The following is an 18,331-nucleotide window of genomic DNA, read 5'->3' as shown; positions in this document are numbered from 1 at the left end:
CGGGCCCTGCGGGCGGGCAGGAGCCGGTGTCGGAGGCCCGCCGTATGCTGGAAGCATGAGAGTTCTCGCAGCCATGAGCGGTGGTGTCGACTCCGCGGTCGCCGCGGCCCGCGCGGTCGAAGCGGGGCACGAGGTGGTGGGCGTGCACCTCGCCCTCAGCCGCATGCCGGGAACCCTCCGCACCGGCAGCCGCGGCTGCTGCACCATCGAGGATTCGATGGATGCGCAGCGGGCCGCCAACAAGATCGGCATCCCCTACTATGTGTGGGACTTCTCGGAGCGCTTCAAGGCCGACGTCGTCGACGACTTCATCGCCGAGTACTCCGCGGGCCGCACCCCCAACCCTTGCATGCGCTGCAACGAGCGCATCAAGTTCGCCGCTCTGCTCGAGAAGGCCCTCGACCTGGGCTTCGACGCCGTCTGCACCGGCCACTACGCCACCATCGAGACGGATGCGCAGGGCAACCGCGAGCTGCACCGGGCGGCCGCGTGGGCGAAGGACCAGTCCTACGTGCTGGGAGTGCTGACCGCCGAGCAGATCGCGCACAGCCTCTTCCCCCTGGGAGCGACGCCCTCGAAGGCCGAGGTGCGCGCCGAGGCCGCCGCCCGCGGCTTCTCGGTGGCGGGCAAGCCCGACAGCCACGACATCTGCTTCATCCCGGACGGTGACACGAGCGGCTGGCTCGCCGAGCGCGTCGGCACCGCCACGGGCGAGATCCTCGACCGCGAGGGCGCCGTCGTGGGATCGCACGAGGGCGCGCACGCCTTCACGGTGGGTCAGCGCCGGGGCCTCAAGCTCGGCATGCCCGCACCCGACGGCAAGCCGCGGTTCGTGCTCGAGGTGCGGCCCAAGGAGAACACGGTCGTGGTGGGCCCGAAGGAGGCGCTCGACATCGCCGAGATCGCGGGCTCGCGCTTCACCTGGGCGGGCCTCGCCCCCGAGCATCCCGACCTCGACTTCGAGTGCCAGGTGCAGATCCGAGCGCACGCCGATCCCGTCGACGCCGTGGCGCGGGTGCGTGCTGACGCCGAGGGGGCTCCCGAGCTCGTCATCACGCCCACGACGCCGCTGAACGGCGTGGCGCCCGGCCAGACCGCCGTGGTCTACGTCGGCACCCGCGTGCTCGGCCAGTGCACGATCGACCGCACCGTGAGCGCCGTGCCGGTGGCCCTCTGATGGCCGCCGCCAAGGCGAAGGCCGCCGCCGTCGACGGTGCCGGCACCGAGGTCGAGGCTGAAGCGCTCCCCGACGAGACGCCCGCCGCGCTCGACGCCGCGCGGGTCGAGGCCGAGCAGCTCACCACGCGCATCCTCGAATTGAGGGACGAGTACTACGAGAAGAACGCCTCCACGGTCTCCGACAAGGAGTACGACCAGATGGTGCGCCGCCTCGACGAGCTCGAGCGCGCCCACCCCGAGCTCCAGTCGCAGGACAGCCCGACCCAGACCGTCGGAGGCCGCGCCGTCACCACGATGTTCACGCCCGTCACCCACGCCGAGCGCATGCTGAGCCTCGACAACGTGTTCAGCGAGGAGGAGCTCGGGGAGTGGGCGGCCAAGGTGCAGCGTGACGCGGGCACCGGCGTCGTGCGCTTCCTCAGCGAGCTCAAGATCGACGGACTCGCCATCAACCTCCGCTACGAGAACGGCGTGCTCGTCACGGCCGCCACCCGCGGCGACGGCGTGGTGGGGGAGGACGTGACCGAGAACGTGCTGCAGATCGACTCGATCCCGGAGCGCCTGGCCGGCACGGGGCATCCGCCGCTCGTGGAGGTGCGGGGCGAGATCTTCTTCCCCGTCGCCGCGTTCGACGAGCTCAACGCCGCCCAGGAGGCGGCGGGCGAGCGCCTCTTCGCGAACCCTCGAAACGCCGCCGCCGGGTCGCTCCGGCAGAAGACCGAGGGCAAGAACGCCAAGCAGCTCGCCCTCGTGGAGGCGCGACTGCACCGGCTGCAGATGCTCGTGCACGGCATCGGTGCCTGGCCGAACCCGCCGGTGGCCGCGCAGTCGGAGGTCTACGGCCTGCTGTCCGAGTGGGGCCTGCCCACCTCGACCCACTACCGGGTCTTCGACACCGTGGCCGAGGTCGCCGAGTTCATCCGCTACTACGGCGTGCACCGCGCGAGCGTTGAGCACCAGATCGACGGCATCGTGGTGAAGGTCGACGACCTCGCGCTGCACGAGGAGCTCGGCGCCACGAGCCGCGCGCCCCGCTGGGCGACGGCCTACAAGTACCCGCCCGAAGAGGTCAACACGAAGCTCCTCGACATCGTCGTGAGCGTCGGGCGCACGGGCCGTGCCACGCCGTTCGCCGTGATGGAGAAGGTGGAGGTCGCGGGTTCCGAGGTGCGCCAGGCGACCCTGCACAACCAGGACGTGGTGAAGGCCAAGGGAGTGCTGATCGGCGACACGGTCGTGCTCCGCAAGGCGGGCGACGTCATCCCCGAGGTGCTTGGCCCGGTGGTCGAGCTCCGCGACGGCAGCGAGCGCGAGTTCGTGATGCCCGAGGACTGCCCGGAGTGCGGAACGAAGCTCGCTCCCGCCAAGGAGGGCGACGTCGACCTCCGCTGCCCCAACGCCCGCAGCTGCCCCGCCCAGGTGCGTGGCCGGGTCGAGCACGTGGGTTCCCGCGGCGGTCTCGACATCGAGGTGCTGGGCGAGGTCAGCGCCGCCGCCCTCACCCAGCCGCTCGAGCCGGAGGAGCCGCCGCTCGACACCGAGGCGGGCCTGTTCTCGCTCACGATGGCCGACCTGTTCCCCATCCGCGTGATCGTCCGTGACTCCGAGACGGGCATGCCCAAGCTCGACAGAGACGGCGAGTCGCCGAAGGTCGTGGCGCCGTTCCGTCGCAAGCGTCAGAAGAACGACCCGCCGTTCGATCCGGATGCCCCGGGCGCCGATTTCGACGGCGACGCCGACTTCATCGCCAACTCCAATGCGCGAAAGCTCCTCGACGAGATCGAGAAGGCCAAGACCAAGCCGCTCTGGCGCATGCTCGTCTCTCTCAGCATCCGGCACGTCGGCCCCGTGGCCGCTCGCGCTCTCGCCGACTACTTCGGCTCGCTCGACGCCATTCGTGCGGCTACGCGCGACGAGCTCGCCGCGGTCGACGGCGTGGGCGGCATCATCGCCGACGCGCTCATCGCGTGGTTCGAGGTCGACTGGCACGTCGAGATCCTCGACCGGTGGGCGGCCGCGGGCGTGCAGTTCAGCACGCCGGGTCATCCCGGCCCTGGCGCGAACGTGGGCGCGGGCGGTGTGCTCGAGGGCATCACCGTGGTGGCCACCGGCTCGCTCGAGGGCTACTCCCGGGAGGGCGCCCTCGAGGCGATCATCCAGGCCGGCGGCAAAGCGGCCTCGAGCGTGAGCAAGAAGACCGACTTCGTGGCGGCCGGCCCGGGTGCGGGCTCCAAGCTCGGCAAGGCCGAGGCGCTCGGCCTTCGCATCATCGACGCGGCGCAGTTCGCGCTCCTGGTCACTCAGGGCCCGGATGCGCTCCCGCCGGTCGAACCCGTCGAGGCCGAAACGCCGACGGACGCCACCGAATAGAATCGACGCACACCCCGCGAAGAGAACACCGGAGCACCATGTCCGAAATCACCCAGGAGCAGGTCGCGCATCTCGCGAACCTCGCCCGGATAGCCCTCACGCCCGATGAGATCGAGAGCCTCACGAAAGAGCTCGGCTCGATCGTCGACAACGTCGCGAAGGTGTCCGAGGTGGCCACCGCCGACGTGCCGGCCACGAGCCACCCGATCCCGCTGCAGAACGTCTACCGCGACGACGTGCCCGGGAACACGCTCACCACGGAGCAGGCGCTCGCCGGCGCTCCCGACCACGACGGATCGCGCTTCCGCGTGACCGCGATCCTGGGGGAGGAGCAGTGATGGCCCACCACGAGCATGAGATCGTGCGCCTCTCGGCCTCGGCGCTGGCCGAGCAGCTCGCCGCCGGCGAGGTCACGAGCGTGGAGGCCACCCAGGCCCACCTCGACCGCATCGGGTCCGTCGACGGCGAGGTGCACGCGTTCCTGCATACGAACGCCGAGCTGAGCCTCCGCACGGCTGTCGAGATCGACGCCCGTCGAGCCGCGGGGGAGAGCCTGCACGCGCTCGCGGGTGTGCCGATCGCCATCAAAGACGTGATCGTCACGAACGACATGCCCACCACGAGCGGATCGAAGATCCTCGAGGGCTGGCTGCCGCCCTACGACGCCACCGTCATGAAGAAACTCCGCGCCGCGGGCCTCGTGCCGATCGGCAAGACGAACATGGACGAGTTCGCGATGGGCTCCTCCACCGAGCACTCCGCCTACGGTCCCACGCACAACCCGTGGGACCTCGAGCGCATCCCTGGCGGTTCCGGAGGCGGCTCCGCAGCCGCCGTCGCCGCGTTCGAGGCCCCCCTCGCCCTCGGCAGCGACACGGGCGGGTCGATCCGCCAGCCCGCGCACGTGACCGGCACGGTGGGCGTCAAGCCCACCTACGGCGGCGTCAGCCGCTACGGCGCGATCGCGCTCGCCTCGAGCCTCGACCAGATCGGGCCCGTGAGCCGCACGGTGCTCGACTCGGCGCTCCTGCACGACATCATCGGCGGCCACGACCCGCTCGACTCCACCTCGCTCACCGACGAGTGGCCGAGCTTCGCCGACGCGGTGCGCCGGGCCGATGTGAAGGGCCTGAAGATCGGCGTCATCCGCGAGCTCGACGGTGAGGGCTTCCAGCCCGGCGTGCTCGAGCGCTTCCGCGAGGCGCTCGACCTGCTCGCCGCGAACGGCGCCGAGATCACCGAGGTCAGTCTGCCGAGCCTCGAGTACGCCATCTCGGCCTACTACCTGATCATGCCGGCGGAGGCCTCGTCCAACCTCGCCAAGTTCGACTCGGTGCGCTTCGGCCTCCGCGTGAACCCGCCGGGCGGCGGCACGGTCGAAGACGTCATGTCGGCCACCCGCGAGGCCGGCTTCGGCCCCGAGGCCAAGCGCCGCATCATCCTCGGCACCTACGCGCTGAGCGCGGGCTACTACGACGCCTACTACGGCAGCGCGCAGAAGGTGCGCACCCTCGTGCAGCGCGACTTCGCGGCGGCCTTCGCCGGAGTCGACGTGCTCGTGTCCCCCACAGCGCCGACGACCGCATTCAAGCTCGGCGCGAACGACGGAGACCCGATGGCGATGTACCTCAACGACATCGCCACCATCCCGGCGAACCTCGCCGGCATCCCCGGCATCTCGCTGCCCGTGGGTCTGGCGAAGGAGGACGGCTTGCCCGTCGGCATCCAGTTCCTCGCCCCGGCCCGGGAAGACGCCCGCCTCTACACGGTCGGCGGTGCTCTCGAGCGCCTGCTCGAAGACACGTGGGGACACACACTGATCAGTCAGGCCCCCGATCTCGCCCCCGGCGAGATGGCCGCCGCAGAAGAAGGAGCCGTCTGATGGCCAAGGCCAAGCTGATGGACTACGACAAGGCCCTCGAGCTGTTCGAGCCTGTGCTCGGCTTCGAGGTGCACGTCGAGCTCTCGACGAAGACCAAGATGTTCTCCTCCGCCCCGAACTACTTCGGCGGCGAGCCCAACACGAACATCACCCCCACCTGCCTGGGCCTCCCCGGCTCGCTGCCCGTGGTCAACGGCGAGGCCGTGCGCTACTCGATCAGCCTCGGGCTCGCGCTCGGCTGCCAGATCGCGCCGTCGAGCCGCTTCGCGCGCAAGAACTACTTCTACCCGGACCTCGCGAAGAACTACCAGATCTCACAGTTCGACGAGCCCATCGCCTTCGGCGGCTCGGTCGACGTCGAGCTGCCCGACGGCCGCACGTTCACGGTGCCGATCGAGCGCGCGCACATGGAGGAGGACGCGGGCAAGCTCACGCACGTGGGCGGCTCGACCGGTCGCATCCAGGGCGCCGAGTACTCGCTCGTCGACTACAACCGTGCGGGCGTGCCGCTCGTCGAGATCGTCACCGACATCATCTACGGGGCCGAGAAGGATGCGCCTGAGCTCGCGAAGGCGTACGTCGCCACCATCCGCGACATCGTCGTGGCCCTCGGCATCTCGGACGCGAAGATGGAGCGCGGCAACCTCCGCTGCGACGCCAACATCTCACTCCGGCCGCGCACCGCTCCCGGCGAACCGCCCGCGAAGCTCGGCACCCGCACCGAGACCAAGAACGTGAACTCCCTGCGCTCGGTGGAGCGGGCGATCCGCTACGAGATCCAGCGCCAGGCGCAGATCCTCGCCGACGGCGGCACGATCACGCAGGAAACCCGGCACTGGCACGAGGACACGGGCACCACGTCGGCCGGCCGACCGAAGTCGGACGCCGACGACTACCGCTACTTCCCCGAGCCCGACCTGCTCCCCGTGGTGCCCTCGCCCGAGTTGATCGAGGAGCTCCGCGCCGCGCTGCCCGAGCCGCCGGCTGCGCGTCGTCGCCGCCTCAAGCAGGAGTGGGGCTTCACCGACCTCGAGTTCCAGGACGTGCAGAACGCCGGCCTTCTCGTGGAGGTCTCCGAGACCGTCGCCGCCGGCGCCTCCCCGCAGGCGGCGCGCAAGTGGTGGTCGGGTGAGATCTCGCGCATCGCGAACGCCCGTTCTGCCGAGGCGTCGTCGCTCGTGGCGCCGGCGGATGTCGCGTCGCTCGTGGCGCTCATCGACAGCGGCGCGCTCAACGACCGCCTGGCCCGCCAGGTGCTCGAGGGCGTCATCGACGGCGGGGGCTCTCCGCAGGAGGTCGTCGACGCCCGCGGGCTCGCGGTCGTCTCCGACGACGGTCCGCTCATCGCGGCCATCGACGAGGCGCTCGCCGCCCAGCCCGACGTGCTCGCCAAGATCAAGGACGGCAAGGTGCAGGCCGCCGGAGCCGTCATCGGTGCCGTCATGAAGGCCATGAAGGGCCAGGCCGACGCCGCGCGCGTGCGCGAGCTCGTGCTGGAGCGCGCCGCCGCCGAGTAGCTGTCCGCGCGTCAGGCGGGGCGGGCGTCGCGACCCGTGAGGGCGAGCAGGCGCGTCTGCAGCGGAGCATCCTCCTGCACGGGGATGGGCGAGGCGAACAGCCCGCTCGCCTCCAGCGCGTCCTTCTGCGGCTCGAACACGGTCCACACCGCCTCGACGAGCTCGAGGTCGATCTGCTCGTCGGCACCCACGGCGCGCGCGAGGTCCCAGGTGTGGACCGTGACGTCGGAGACCTGCTCCTTGAGGTAGTCGATCGCCGTCACCGTGTCCGAGGCGAGCTGCACGCGGGCTTCGGGCGACGCGTCGCGCCAGGCGGTCGTGGCGGCGAGCGAATAGCGGCGCCACTCGGCCACGAGGTCTCCCTCGAGCGCCCGCAGCCGGCTGCGGGCGTGGCCCGTGCTGAGGCCGTCGAGCAGCCACGGCACCCACTGCTGCTCCTCGATGACGTGGCTCACGAGGTCGCGCACGTTCCACTCGGTGTCGGGGGTCGCGGCCTCCCAGTCGGTCACGGCGGCCACGCGGGAGGCGAACTCGCGGTGGGCCCGCTGCTGCAGGCGAAGCCAGGTGCGTGCCTCCTGGTCGAGGCCGGTGGAGATGGTGCTGTCGCTCATCGGGTGCTCCTCATGATCACTATTGTCCAATGGCGCGCGACGTGTTCGCATTCCGCACCGGCGCATCCGTTTCGGTAGTGTCGCGTGGTGAAGACTCTCGTGCGCCCCGTGACCGAAGCCGACCTCGACCGCCTCGTCGAACTCAACCGCGCCTCGGTGCCCGCGGTCAACGACATCGACGGCGACGAGATGCGCTGGCTCGTGGGGCACGCGGAACTGGCCGTCGCCATCGTCGATGCAGGCAAGGCAGATGCAGAGGCGGGCACTCCGCATCCGGATGCGGTGCTCGGTTTCGTGCTGGCCCTCCGCCCCGGTCTCGACTACTCGAGCGAGAACTACCGCTGGTTCAGTGAGCGCGGCGCCGACTTCGTCTACGTCGACCGCATCGTGGTGGCTGACGGGCACCGGAGCGCCGGCCTCGGCGCTGCCCTCTACGACGCGGTCTTCGAGCGCGCCCTCGCCCTCGGCGCGGCGGAGGTCGAGTGCGAGGTCAACGTGGAGCCGCCGAACCCCGGCTCGATGGCGTTCCACTCCCGTCTCGGCTTCGCCGAGGTCGGGCGCCAGTCGACGAAGGGCGGCACCACCGTGGTCGCCCTCCTCGCGCGCCCTCTCGCCGGCTGACCGACCCAGGGGTCGGTGGTCGGACGTAGGCTCGGAGGGTGCAGAACGTCGAGGAGCCGAGCCCCGGGATCCTGCACGTCGACATGGACGCGTTCTTCGCCTCGGTCGAGCTCCTCGACCGCCCCGACCTCCGCGGCAAGCCCGTGATCGTGGGCGGCAGCTCAGTCCGAGGCGTCGTCACGAGCGCCACCTACGAGGCTCGTGCCTACGGGGTGCACTCCGCGATGCCGATGGGCGCGGCCCTCCGCCTCTGCCCCAAGGCCGTCGTGCTCCCGCCGCACATGGAGAAGTACCGGGCGGCATCCCGGCAGGTGATGGCCCTCTTCCGCGAGGTCACGCCACTCGTCGAGCCGCTCAGCATCGACGAGGCCTTCCTCGACGTGCGCGGGGCCCGTCGGCTGCTCGGCGAGTCGAATGTCATCGCCCAGCGCCTTCGCGCGCGCGTGCTCGCCGAGACGGGGCTGCCCTGCTCGGTGGGGGTCGCGGGCACGAAGTTCATGGCCAAGCTCGCGTCGGGGCGGGCCAAGCCCGACGGCATGCTCGTCATCCGGCCGTCCGAAGTGCTCGCCTACCTGCATCCGCTGTCCGTGCGCGCCCTCTGGGGTGTGGGCGCCAAGACCGCCGAGCAGCTCGAGCGCTACGGCCTCCGCACCGTGGGGGACATCGCCACCACGCCGCTGGAGAGCCTCGTGCGCACGGTGGGGGAGGCAGCGGGCACGCGCCTGCACGAACTGGCCAATGGCATCGACACCCGCGAGATCGTGACCGAGTCGCAGGAGAAGAGCGTGGGCCACGAGCGCACCTTCGACACGGATGAGCGCTCGCCCGAGACGCTGCGGCGGGAGCTGCTGCACCAGTCCAGTCGCGTCGCGTCGCGTCTCCGGGCGGCCGGGCTCGTAGGGCGCACGGTGGCGCTCAAACTGCGGTTCAGCGACTTCACCACCATCTCGCGGTCCCGCACGCTCGCCGAGCCCACTGATCTCGGTCGGCGCATCTACGACGAGGCGACCGCCATCTTCGAGGCGGCCGCGAAGGCCGGCGAACCCATCCGCCTCATCGGGGTGCGGGTCGAGCAGCTCTCGGAGGCCGACGGCGTGCTGCACCAGCCCGCCCTCTGGGCCGACGAGACGGCGCCCTCCGAGGGCTGGCGAGACGCGGAGCGCACCGTCGACCGGGTCTCGGCGAGGTTCGGCACCGACATCCTGCGCCCGGCCGCCCTGCTCCGCGCCCCCAAGTCGGGCGAGACCGCGGAGCAGAACGGCACGCGGAACTAGGGGAGTCGCGCCACCAGCACCGAGACGGGGGGCGAGTCGACGAGCGCCTCGCCGTGCGGCGTGCGGCCTTCGAGCACGGCGCGCGAGTCGAACAGCAGCTCGCCGAACCGCGGGGCGATGCGCCCGAGCGGGAGCGCCTCGTCTGAGAGGTTCACCACCATCACGATCGAGGGCCGCTCGATCGTGATCCAGCGCTCCTCCTCGCTGAAGGAGACCCGCACGTCCGAGAGGCGCAGGGCATCGCCCGGCGGCAGGTCGGCGCGGATCGCGGCGAGGGCACGGTACACCTCGAGCACGGCGGCGTGCGGTGGCTCGCCCACTTCGTTCCAGTCGAGCTTGGAGTTGGTGAAGGTCGACGGATCCTGAGGGTCCGGCACCACAGCCGGATCCCAGCCCATCTTCTCGAACTCGGCGATGCGGCCCTCGGCCGTCGCCGTGCCGAGCTCGGGCTCGGGGTGGGAGGTGAAGAACTGCCAGGGCGTCGACGCAGCCCACTCCTCACCCATGAAGAGCATGGGGGTGAACGGCCCGAGGAGCGTGAGTGCCGCCGCGATCGCGAGCTTCTCGGGCGGCAGTGTGGCGGTGAGGCGGTCGCCCACCGCGCGGTTGCCGATCTGGTCGTGGTTCTGCGACGCCACCACGAGCCGCCAGGGTGCCGTCGTCGACCGGTCGAGCTCCACGCCGTGCTCACGCTCGCGGAAGCTCGACCAGGTGCCGTCGTGGAAGAAGCCGCGGGTGAGCACCTTCGCGAGCGCCCCGACGGAGTCGAAGTCGGCGTAGTAGCCGGTCGTCTCTCCCGTGAGGTTGACGTGCACGGCGTGGTGGAAGTCGTCACTCCACTGACCGTCGAGCCCGTAGCCGGATCCGGATCCCTCCGCGGTGGCCGCGTCGCCTGGCCGGGGCAGGAACATCACCGGGTCGTTGAGGTCCGACTCCGCCACGACGAGACGCGGGATGCCGGTCTCGGCCTCCAGGCGGTCGACGGCCTCGCCGAGCTCGGCGAGCAGATGCACGGGGCCGTTGTCGACGAGGGCGTGCACGGCGTCGAGGCGGAGGCCGTCGACGTGGTAGTCGCGGAGCCACATGAGCGCGTTGTCGAGGATGAACCGGCGCACCTCGGCCGATTGCTCGTGGTCGAGGTTGACGGTCGTGCCCCACGTGTTGCTCGAGCGGTCGTCGAGGTAGGGGCCGAACAGCGGCAGGTAGTTGCCGCTCGGGCCGAGGTGGTTGTAGACCACGTCCTGGATGACCGCGAGGCCCGCGGCGTGGCACGCCTCCACGAGTCGCCGGTAGCCCTCCGGCCCGCCGTAGCCCTCGTGCACCGTGAACCACGCGACGCCGTCGTAGCCCCAGTTGTGGGTGCCGTTGAATCCGTTCACGGGCAGCAGCTCGACGTGCGTCACGCCGATCGACCGCAGGTGGTCGAGCCGCGTGGTGACGGCGTCGAACGTGCCCTCGGGGGTGAAGGTGCCCACGTGCAGCTCGTAGATCACGGCCGTGTCGATGGGCTTGCCGGCCCAGTCGTCGTCGCTCCAGCGGTGCTCGGCAGGGTCGTCGGTGCGCGAGAGACCGTGCACTCCCTCTGGCTGGCGGCGGGAGCGCGGGTCGGGGTAGGGGCCTTCGCCGTCGAGCAGGAAGCCGTAGTCGATCCCGGCGTGCCAGGCGACGTCGGTCACGGGCCGCCACCACCCGTCGGCCTCCTGGATCATCGGATGCACGGTGCGGGTGCCGTCGTCGACCACGACGAGCTCGACGGTCGAGGGGCGCGGGGCCCACACGGAGAAGGCGGTCATCGGTCTTCCACTCTCTGCAGCAGGGCCACGGGGTAGGTCTTCAGGGCATCGGAGATCCGCAACGTGCCCTCCGGGTGGAGACGGCCCGTGAGGGCGTCGACGTAGCCGTTGCGGGCGGAGTGCAGCTCGACCGTGGTGTCGTCCCAGCCGCCGTGCCGGTCGAGGCCGAGCGGCAGGCGGGTGGCGAGGGTGACGGCGCCACCCCGGTCGAAGGCCACGAGGTGCTTCGCCGCGGAGCCGCGGGCCTCGAGCGGCGTGTAGCCGTCGAAAAGGTCCGGGCGGTCACGGCGGAGGCGCAGGGCGCTCGCCACCACGAGGAGCTTGAGGGCGCCGAGGTCGTCGGTGAGGGCGGGCTCGTGCGAGGGCGACTCGCCGGAGTCGAGCGCGGTGAGGAGCTCGCTCCGCAGCCCGTAGTCGACCGGGCGCCGATTGTCGGGGTCCACGAGGGAGTGGTCCCAGAGCTCCGTGCCCTGGTAGACGTCGGGCACGCCCGTCGTGGTCAGCTGCACGAGCTTGGCCGAGAGCGCGTTGCTCCGTCCGGCCGCGATCACGGCGTCGAGCTGTCGCTCGACGAGACCTGCCACCGCCTGGTCGTCGTAGGCGGCGTCGACGGCTGCGTGCATCCGCTCTTCGAAGGCCTCGTTCACGTCGAGCCAGGCCGTGGAGTCGCCGGCCTCGCGTGAGGCCTTCTCGGCGTAGGCGTGTGCGCGTTCGCGCGACAGCGGCCAGGCGCCCACGATGGCCTGCCAGAGCAGGTTGTCGAACGGGCCGTCGCCGGTCGAGACGAGATCCCGCAGTTCGTGCAGGGTCGCCACCCACGCCGCCGGATCTTCAGCGAGCGCCGTGATGCGCGCCCTGGTGTCCTCCGAGCGCTTCGTGTCGTGCGTCGAGAGAGTCGTCATGGTGCCGGGCAGCACGGCGAGCCGGTGCTGCTGCACGCGGTGGAAGGCGTCGACGTCGAGGCTGAAGACGTCCGGATCGGCGCCCACCTCGGTGAGGCTCGTGAGCCGCGTGAAGCGGTAGAACGCCGTGTCCTCCACGCCCTTGGCCATCACCATGCCCGAGGTCTGCTGGAAGCGCGCGCTCGGCGCGGTGCCGGTGCGGCCGAGCACCTCGGCGACCTCGCTCAGCACGGGAGCGATGTCGGGGCGATGACGCAGCGCGGATTCGAGCGCGTGCTCGAGGTGCTCGCGGCCGGCGGGCAGGTAGGAGCGGTAGACGGGGAAGCAGGTGAGGAGCTCGGCGACGGCGTCGGTGACGGCCGCGGACTCCGTGCGCGTCGGCAGACCGCCCGCGCGCTCGATGTCGCGGGTGAGGCGCCTGGCCTCCGCCTGCAGGATGCCGTCGGCGATGCCGCGCTTGGTGGTGTGGATGAGCTCGGCGTAGGCCTCGGCCGCGGTCGGAGCTGTGCCGGTGCCGGATTCGGTCTGTGCCGTGTCGCCGCGCAGCTCCCGGTCGAGGGCGTCGAGCCCCGCCTCGCCCGCGGGGTCGACGAACACGCGGTCGATGCCCGCGAGCGCGTCGTACCCCGTGGTGCCGGCCGAAGGCCAGTCGGGCTCGAGCGGTTCGTCGCCTTCGAGGATCTTCTCGATCAGGATGTAGGCGCCACCCGTGAGCTCGGAGAGCCGCTCGATGTAGCCGCCCGGATCGGCGAGGCCGTCGGGGTGGTCGACCCGCAGACCGTCCACGAGGCCCTCGCGGAACCAGCGGGCGATCTCGGCGTGCGACTCGTCGAACACCCACGGCTCCTCCACCCGCACGGCCGCGAGCGTCGACACCGCGAAGAAGCGGCGGTAGTTGAGGTCGGTGCTCTCGCGCCGCCAGTTCACGAGCTCGTAGTGCTGACGGGAGTGCACCGTCTGCGCGTCGGCACCGTCGTCGGCCGTGCCCGGCGCGATCGGGTAGTGGTTGTCGTAGTAGGCCAGCACGCGCTCGCCGCCGGCCTGCGCGCCCGGGAGGGTCTCGAGCGTGAGGGCCTCGAGCGAGTCGTCACCGAGCACCGGCAGCAGCAGCCTGCCGCCCCCGGCCTCCCAGTCCACGTCGAACGCCTCGGCGTAGCGGGAGCCCTGCCCGTTCTTCAGCAGGTCCCACCACCACGGGTTCTGCGACGGCGTCGCGACCCCCACGTGGTTCGGCACGATGTCGACCAGCACGCCCATGCCGGCGTCGTGGGCGGCCTCGGAGAGCGCGCGGAGCGCGTCCGGACCACCCCGCGACTCGTCGACGCGGGAGTGGTCGGTCACGTCGTAGCCGTGCTGGGACCCCTCCTCCGCCTGCAGGATGGGCGAGAGGTAGACCCAGTCGGCGCCGAGGCGCTTCACATAGGGCACGAGTCGCGCCGCATCCCACAGGGTGAACTCGGATGTCAGCTGCAGGCGGTAGGTCGAGCGGGGGATACGCATCCGATGTGTCCTTCTACGGGTCGTGCTACCCCACGGAGGGCCCGGGGATGTTGATGGCGCCTGTCGCATCTGCTTGGGCGGTGAGTGATGCGGCCACCGAATGGTCGGGCTCGATCTCGAGCTCGCGGTGAACGCGCAGCACCACCATCGAGCGTGCCCCGACCACGATCTGTCCGCCAGCCTCGAACACCTGGGAATCCGCCGCTTCGCCCGCGGTGTCGATCACGACGTCCCACGACTCGGCGTACTCCGACGACGGGAGCGCGAAGTCGACGTCCTCGTCGTGGGCGTTGAAGTAGAGCAGGAAGTGCACGTCCGACAGCGGGTTGCCGCGCTGGTCGCGGGCACGGATGCCCTGGCCGTTGAGGAACACGCCGACCGATCGCGACAGACCGGAGTCCCAGTCGTCGGGCTCCATCTCGCTCGCGTCGGTGGTGAGCCAGACGATGTCGGGCAGCGGTTCGCCCGCGCCGCGCTTGACGGGGCGGCCGTCGAAGAAGCGGCTGCGCCGGAACGTCGGATGCTCCTTGCGGAGTCGCGTCACGGCCGCGGTGAACTCGATCAGCGGCTGGTCCTCGGCATCCCAGTGCACCCAGCTGAGAGGCGAGTCCTGCGCGTAGGTGTTGTTGTTGCCGAGTTGCGTGCGACCCAGTTCGTCGCCGTGCAGCAGCATCGGCACGCCCTGCGAGAGCAGCATCGTGGCGATGAAGTTGCGCTGCTGGCGGGCGCGCAGCCTCAGCACCTTCGGGTCGTCGGTCGGGCCCTCGGCCCCGCAGTTCCACGAGCGGTTGTGCGATTCGCCGTCGTTGTTGTCCTCGCCGTTGGCGTCGTTGTGCTTCTCGTTGTAGCTCACGAGGTCGCGCAGCGTGAAGCCGTCGTGGGCGGTCACGAAGTTGATGCTCGCGACCGGGCGGCGGCCGGAGTGCTCGTAGAGGTCGGCCGAGCCCGTGAAGCGGCTCGCGAATTCGCCGAGCGTCGACGGCTCGCCGCGCCAGAAGTCGCGCACGGTGTCACGGTACTTGCCGTTCCACTCGGTCCACTGCGGCGGGAAGTTGCCCACCTGGTAACCGCCCGGCCCCACGTCCCACGGCTCGGCGATGAGCTTGACCTGCGAGACCACCGGATCCTGCTGCACGAGCTCGAAGAAGGTCGACAGCCGGTCGACGTCGTAGAACTCGCGGGCGAGGGCGCTCGCGAGGTCGAAGCGGAAGCCGTCGACGTGCATCTCGGTCACCCAGTAACGCAGGGAGTCCATGATGAGCTGCAGCGAGTGCGGGTGGCGCACGTTGAGCGTGTTGCCGGTGCCCGTGTAGTCCATGTAGTACCGCTGATCGTCCTCCATCAGCCGGTAGTAGGCCGCGTTGTCGATGCCGCGGAAGCTCAGCGTCGGCCCGAGGTGGTTCCCCTCCGCCGTGTGGTTGTAGACCACGTCGAGGATGACCTCGATGCCGGCGGCGTGCAGCGACTTCACCATGCCCTTGAACTCCTGCACCTGCTGGCCACGGTCGCCGGTGGAGGAATAGGTGTTCTGAGGAGCGAAGAAGCCGATCGTGTTGTAGCCCCAGTAATTGCTGAGACCCTTGTCGATGAGCGTGCTGTCGTTGACGAACTGGTGCACGGGCATGAGTTCGATCGCGGTGATGCCGAGCTTCAGCAGGTGCTCAATCACGGCCGGATGCGCCACGCCGGCGTACGTTCCGCGCTGCTCGTCGGGCACCTCGGGGTGCAGCTCGGTGAGACCCTTCACGTGGGCCTCGTAGATGACGCTCTCGTTGTAGGGGATGCGGAGCTTGCGGTCGCCCGCCCAGTCGAAGAACGGATTGATGACCACGCCCATCATCATGTGCTTGGCGCTGTCCTCGTCGTTCGTCGAGTCCGGGTCGCCGAAGGTGTAGGAGAAGAGCGACTGGTCCCAGTCGATCGCGCCCGCCGTGGCCTTCGCGTACGGGTCCAGCAGGAGCTTGTTGGGGTTGAAGCGCTGACCGCTCGCGGGGTCGTACGGGCCGTGCACCCGGTAGCCGTAGCGCTGGCCCGGCTGCACCTGGGGAAGGTACGCGTGCCAGACGAAGGCATCGACCTCATAGAGCTCGATGCAGGTCTCCACCCCCTCGTCGTCGAAGAGGCACAGCTCCACTTTCTCGGCGCCCTCGCTGAAGAGTGCGAAGTTGGTCCCGCTCCCGTCGTAGGTTGCTCCGAGCGGGTAGGCCGATCCTGGCCATGACTGCATCTGGTCTCCTGTCGATTTCAGTGTTCACCGTACCCGGTTCGCGGTAGCGTTGGCCGCATGGCGAACCTCGTGGAAACCCTGACCGACGCGACCAAGTCCATCGGAGTGGGTGCCGCCTACGGCGCACCCGTCACCGTCGACGGCGCGACCATCGTGCCCGTCGCGCTCGTCTGGTCGGGCTTCGGCGGTGGCAACGGCACCGCATCCTCTCCCGGAGCCTCGCAGCAGAAGATCGGCGCGGGCGATGCCGGCGGCGAGGGTTTCGGCGGCGGCGGCGTCGCGATCCCTATCGGCGCCTACGTGACCACCGACGGCAAGGCCGAGTTCGAGCCCAATGTCATCGCCCTGCTGGCGGTCTCCATCCCCGTGATCGTCACCACGGGCTGGGCCCTCTCGAAGTTCGTCCGGGCCCTCAAGAAGTAGCGTCCGCGCGGCGGAGCGGGGTCGGTCGCGCTTCAGAGGGCCGAGCGGTCCGGCCAGCCGTGCTCGCGCATCCGTGACTCGACGGCTCGGAGGGCTGCGACCCCCGGTCCGCTCATCGCAGTCCTCTCCACGCGCACGAGGCCGATGTCGAGCCCTCGCAGCTGCTCGATCCGCTCGCCGTCCCGCGCGAACTGCCGGTCGCTCGTGCGGTGCTGCTGACCGTCGTACTCGACCGCGAGCCTCAGCCCCGGGTAGAACATGTCGAGCCAGGTGACGACTCCTCCCGCCTCGTCCGTGACCCTGACATCCGTGAGCGGCTCCGGAAATCCGCCGTCGACGAGGAGCAGTCGGAGCCGCGTCTCCTGGGGCGAGTCGACGCCGTCGCGCACCCGCCCGACCGCGAGCACGGCGGCCCGGCGACCGCGGCCGCGGTGGCCGTCGAGTCGCGCCGCGAGCTCCGCGCGGGTGCAGAACGGACGCAGCCCGTCGGAATCGGCGACGCGGGGCACGCGCACGAGGTGATCGCCCACGGCCACCAGCCGACCGTGGTCGACGGCCCGCGCGAGGTGCAGGAACGTCGAGACGGGGTCGGCGACGCGGAGGCCGTGACGTTCGAGCACGCGAACCCGCACGTCCTCGAACTGATGGCCTCGAACGCCCGTGACCCTGGGCGCTCGGAGGGGTGCGGGTTCGGCCACGTCGAGGAGCTCCCCGGGTGACCAGGGAGCGACGGGCAGACCCCACAGCCGCGCGGCCGTCACGTGGCTGAAGAACTGGCTCGACCGCATGATCGTGGCGTAGGCGTGGCAGCGGGCGAGCAGTTCATCGATGCCTGTGCCGATGCCTGTGCCGATGTCTGAGCCGATGTCTGAGCCGCTGTCTGAGCCGGGGCGATCGGACGTGCCGCCGAAGACGCCCGGCGGCACGCGCACGGCCCGGTGGGGCCTCCGGAGATCGCGGCCTCGCATCCGCTGGTCGGTGACACCGGATGCGCGGCCCGCGTCGACGGAGAACGGCCGCCACCGCAGGTCGCTCGGGAGCTCGGACGGCGTGCGCATCGCCCCATGGTGCCCGCTCGACGCAGCCCCTCACGAGTTATCCACAGGCGGCCCCTCGACCCCCGCCATCGACTTGACACAAGCTGCGCCGAAAAGCGCCGACTTGGCACATCTTGTGTCAAGTGGGCGAGGCGGGGGCGGGAGGGGCGGGGCTATAGTGGAGCCACACGGGAGTCCGGTGAGCCGGGCTGAGAGGAAGGTTCTCAACCTTCGACCGTCGAACCTGATCTGGATCATGCCAGCGCAGGGAGGCATCTCAGGCCCCGCGGCCGAGGTCCGCGAAGCGGGCTGCGAGCGCGAGGTCACCCGTGCCCCTTCCTCCGGACGAAAGGGCACGTCAGTGCATTCCACCATCGAGAACCAGGGCACGAAGCCCTTCACCCGCCGCCGCGGAAGCCTCCGCTGGCGCGTCGTCGACATCGTCGTGGCCGCGGTCATCGGCGTGGCCGCCGGACTCATCTTCTGGGTCTGGAACCTCACCTACACCCCGCTCAGCGCGCCGCTCGAGGCCCTGCTCCCAGGCGCCCAGTCGCTGCTCTACGGCGTGTGGCTCTTCGCCGGCGTGCTCGGCGGGCTGGTCATCCGCAAGCCCGGCGCCGCCCTCTTCACCGAGCTCGTCGCCGCCACCGTCTCGGCTCTGGTCGGCACCCAGTGGGGACCGCTCACCCTCGTCTCTGGCCTCGTGCAGGGCCTCGGAGCGGAGCTCGTCTTCGCGATCTTCCTCTACGCCAACTACCGCGTCTACGTCGCGGTGCTCGCGGGCGCCGGCGCCGGTCTCGCGATGGGCGTCAACGACTCCATCCTCTGGTACGCCGGGACAGGCGCCGACTTCAAGACGATCTACATCGTGTGCGCCGTGATCGGCGCCGCGCTGGTAGCGGGCCTGCTCTCCTGGGTGGTGGTGCGGGCGCTCGCGAGAACAGGGGCGCTCAGCCGCTTCGCCGCCGGCCGCGAGGTCACGGCCCGGAGCTAGG

At 70.6% G+C, this 18,331-nt stretch carries 14 protein-coding genes and 1 riboswitch; of the genes, 9 read left to right on the top strand and 5 right to left on the bottom strand.

Annotation, left to right across the window (positions count from 1 at the left end; all coding sequences use genetic code 11):
• Positions 1-55: 55 nt before the first annotated feature.
• From mnmA to gatB, 5 genes are read left to right on the top strand one after another with little or no spacing between them, the layout of a single operon-like run.
• The gene (gene mnmA, locus N1028_RS00675; protein WP_259524823.1) at positions 56-1,177 is read left to right on the top strand and encodes a tRNA 2-thiouridine(34) synthase MnmA; all 1,122 of its coding nucleotides are present in this window, start codon (positions 56-58) and stop codon (positions 1,175-1,177) included.
• Positions 1,177-3,549 (top strand): NAD-dependent DNA ligase LigA, encoded by a 2,373-nt coding sequence (gene ligA / locus N1028_RS00670; protein ID WP_259524822.1) that lies wholly within the window; start codon positions 1,177-1,179, stop codon positions 3,547-3,549. Before mnmA ends, ligA begins: the two co-directional genes overlap by 1 nt.
• Before the next feature lie 38 nt (positions 3,550-3,587).
• Positions 3,588-3,887, top strand: coding sequence for an Asp-tRNA(Asn)/Glu-tRNA(Gln) amidotransferase subunit GatC (gene gatC, locus N1028_RS00665; RefSeq protein WP_259524821.1), 300 nt, complete (start codon positions 3,588-3,590; stop codon positions 3,885-3,887).
• Positions 3,887-5,431 (top strand): Asp-tRNA(Asn)/Glu-tRNA(Gln) amidotransferase subunit GatA, encoded by a 1,545-nt coding sequence (gene gatA / locus N1028_RS00660; protein ID WP_259524819.1) that lies wholly within the window; start codon positions 3,887-3,889, stop codon positions 5,429-5,431. Before gatC ends, gatA begins: the two co-directional genes overlap by 1 nt.
• Complete coding sequence (gene gatB, locus N1028_RS00655) at positions 5,431-6,948, top strand: Asp-tRNA(Asn)/Glu-tRNA(Gln) amidotransferase subunit GatB (RefSeq protein ID WP_259524818.1); 1,518 nt, start codon at positions 5,431-5,433, stop codon at positions 6,946-6,948. The genes gatA and gatB overlap by 1 nt, the downstream gene beginning before the upstream one ends.
• An 11-nt stretch (positions 6,949-6,959) precedes the next feature.
• On the opposite strand, the gene N1028_RS00650 is transcribed toward gatB, so the two are convergent.
• Positions 6,960-7,559, bottom strand: a complete 600-nt coding sequence (locus N1028_RS00650) for a TIGR03086 family metal-binding protein (protein WP_259524817.1) — start codon at positions 7,557-7,559, stop codon at positions 6,960-6,962.
• An 87-nt stretch (positions 7,560-7,646) separates the two neighbouring features.
• Between N1028_RS00650 and N1028_RS00645 the strand changes: the two genes are divergently transcribed.
• Together N1028_RS00645 and N1028_RS00640 are read left to right on the top strand one after the other, a co-directional pair.
• Positions 7,647-8,180 (top strand): GNAT family N-acetyltransferase, encoded by a 534-nt coding sequence (locus N1028_RS00645; protein ID WP_259524816.1) that lies wholly within the window; start codon positions 7,647-7,649, stop codon positions 8,178-8,180.
• A gap of 38 nt (positions 8,181-8,218) precedes the next feature.
• Positions 8,219-9,454: a DNA polymerase IV gene (locus N1028_RS00640; protein WP_259524815.1), complete on the top strand. Its 1,236-nt coding sequence runs from the start codon at positions 8,219-8,221 to the stop codon at positions 9,452-9,454.
• On the opposite strand, the gene treZ is transcribed toward N1028_RS00640, so the two are convergent.
• Genes treZ through glgX form a run of 3 tightly spaced genes read right to left on the bottom strand, consistent with a single transcriptional unit; the run spans position 9,451 to position 15,876 of the window.
• Entirely contained in the window at positions 9,451-11,247 is a 1,797-nt protein-coding gene (treZ, locus tag N1028_RS00635; protein ID WP_259524814.1) for a malto-oligosyltrehalose trehalohydrolase, read from the bottom strand. The two genes, N1028_RS00640 and treZ, sit on opposite strands and share 4 nt — an antisense overlap.
• Complete coding sequence (gene treY, locus N1028_RS00630) at positions 11,244-13,649, bottom strand: malto-oligosyltrehalose synthase (RefSeq protein WP_259524813.1); 2,406 nt, start codon at positions 13,647-13,649, stop codon at positions 11,244-11,246. The genes treZ and treY overlap by 4 nt, the downstream gene beginning before the upstream one ends.
• Before the next feature lie 25 nt (positions 13,650-13,674).
• Complete coding sequence (gene glgX / locus N1028_RS00625) at positions 13,675-15,876, bottom strand: glycogen debranching protein GlgX (RefSeq protein ID WP_259524812.1); 2,202 nt, start codon at positions 15,874-15,876, stop codon at positions 13,675-13,677.
• Between the two features lie 57 nt (positions 15,877-15,933).
• Between glgX and N1028_RS00620 the strand changes: the two genes are divergently transcribed.
• Positions 15,934-16,299 carry a hypothetical protein gene (locus N1028_RS00620; RefSeq protein ID WP_259524810.1) on the top strand — a complete coding sequence of 122 codons (366 nt, stop codon included), beginning with the start codon at positions 15,934-15,936 and terminating at the stop codon, positions 16,297-16,299.
• Positions 16,300-16,331: 32 nt separating this feature from the next.
• On the opposite strand, the gene N1028_RS00615 is transcribed toward N1028_RS00620, so the two are convergent.
• Positions 16,332-17,357, bottom strand: coding sequence for a putative endonuclease domain-containing protein (locus tag N1028_RS00615; protein ID WP_259524809.1), 1,026 nt, complete (start codon positions 17,355-17,357; stop codon positions 16,332-16,334).
• 157 nt (positions 17,358-17,514) lie between these two features.
• A riboswitch (TPP riboswitch) is annotated at positions 17,515-17,622 on the top strand.
• Between the two features lie 75 nt (positions 17,623-17,697).
• Here N1028_RS00615 and N1028_RS00610 point away from each other — a divergent pair.
• The gene (locus N1028_RS00610; RefSeq protein WP_259524808.1) at positions 17,698-18,330 is read left to right on the top strand and encodes an ECF transporter S component; all 633 of its coding nucleotides are present in this window, start codon (positions 17,698-17,700) and stop codon (positions 18,328-18,330) included.
• The last annotated feature ends 1 nt before the right edge of the window (position 18,331 follow it).

The sequence above is a fragment of the Herbiconiux oxytropis genome (assembly GCF_024979315.1).
Classification (GTDB): domain Bacteria; phylum Actinomycetota; class Actinomycetes; order Actinomycetales; family Microbacteriaceae; genus Herbiconiux; species Herbiconiux oxytropis.
The sequence above is the reverse complement of the archived record's forward strand: the minus strand, read 5'-3'. Positions and strand labels throughout refer to the sequence as shown.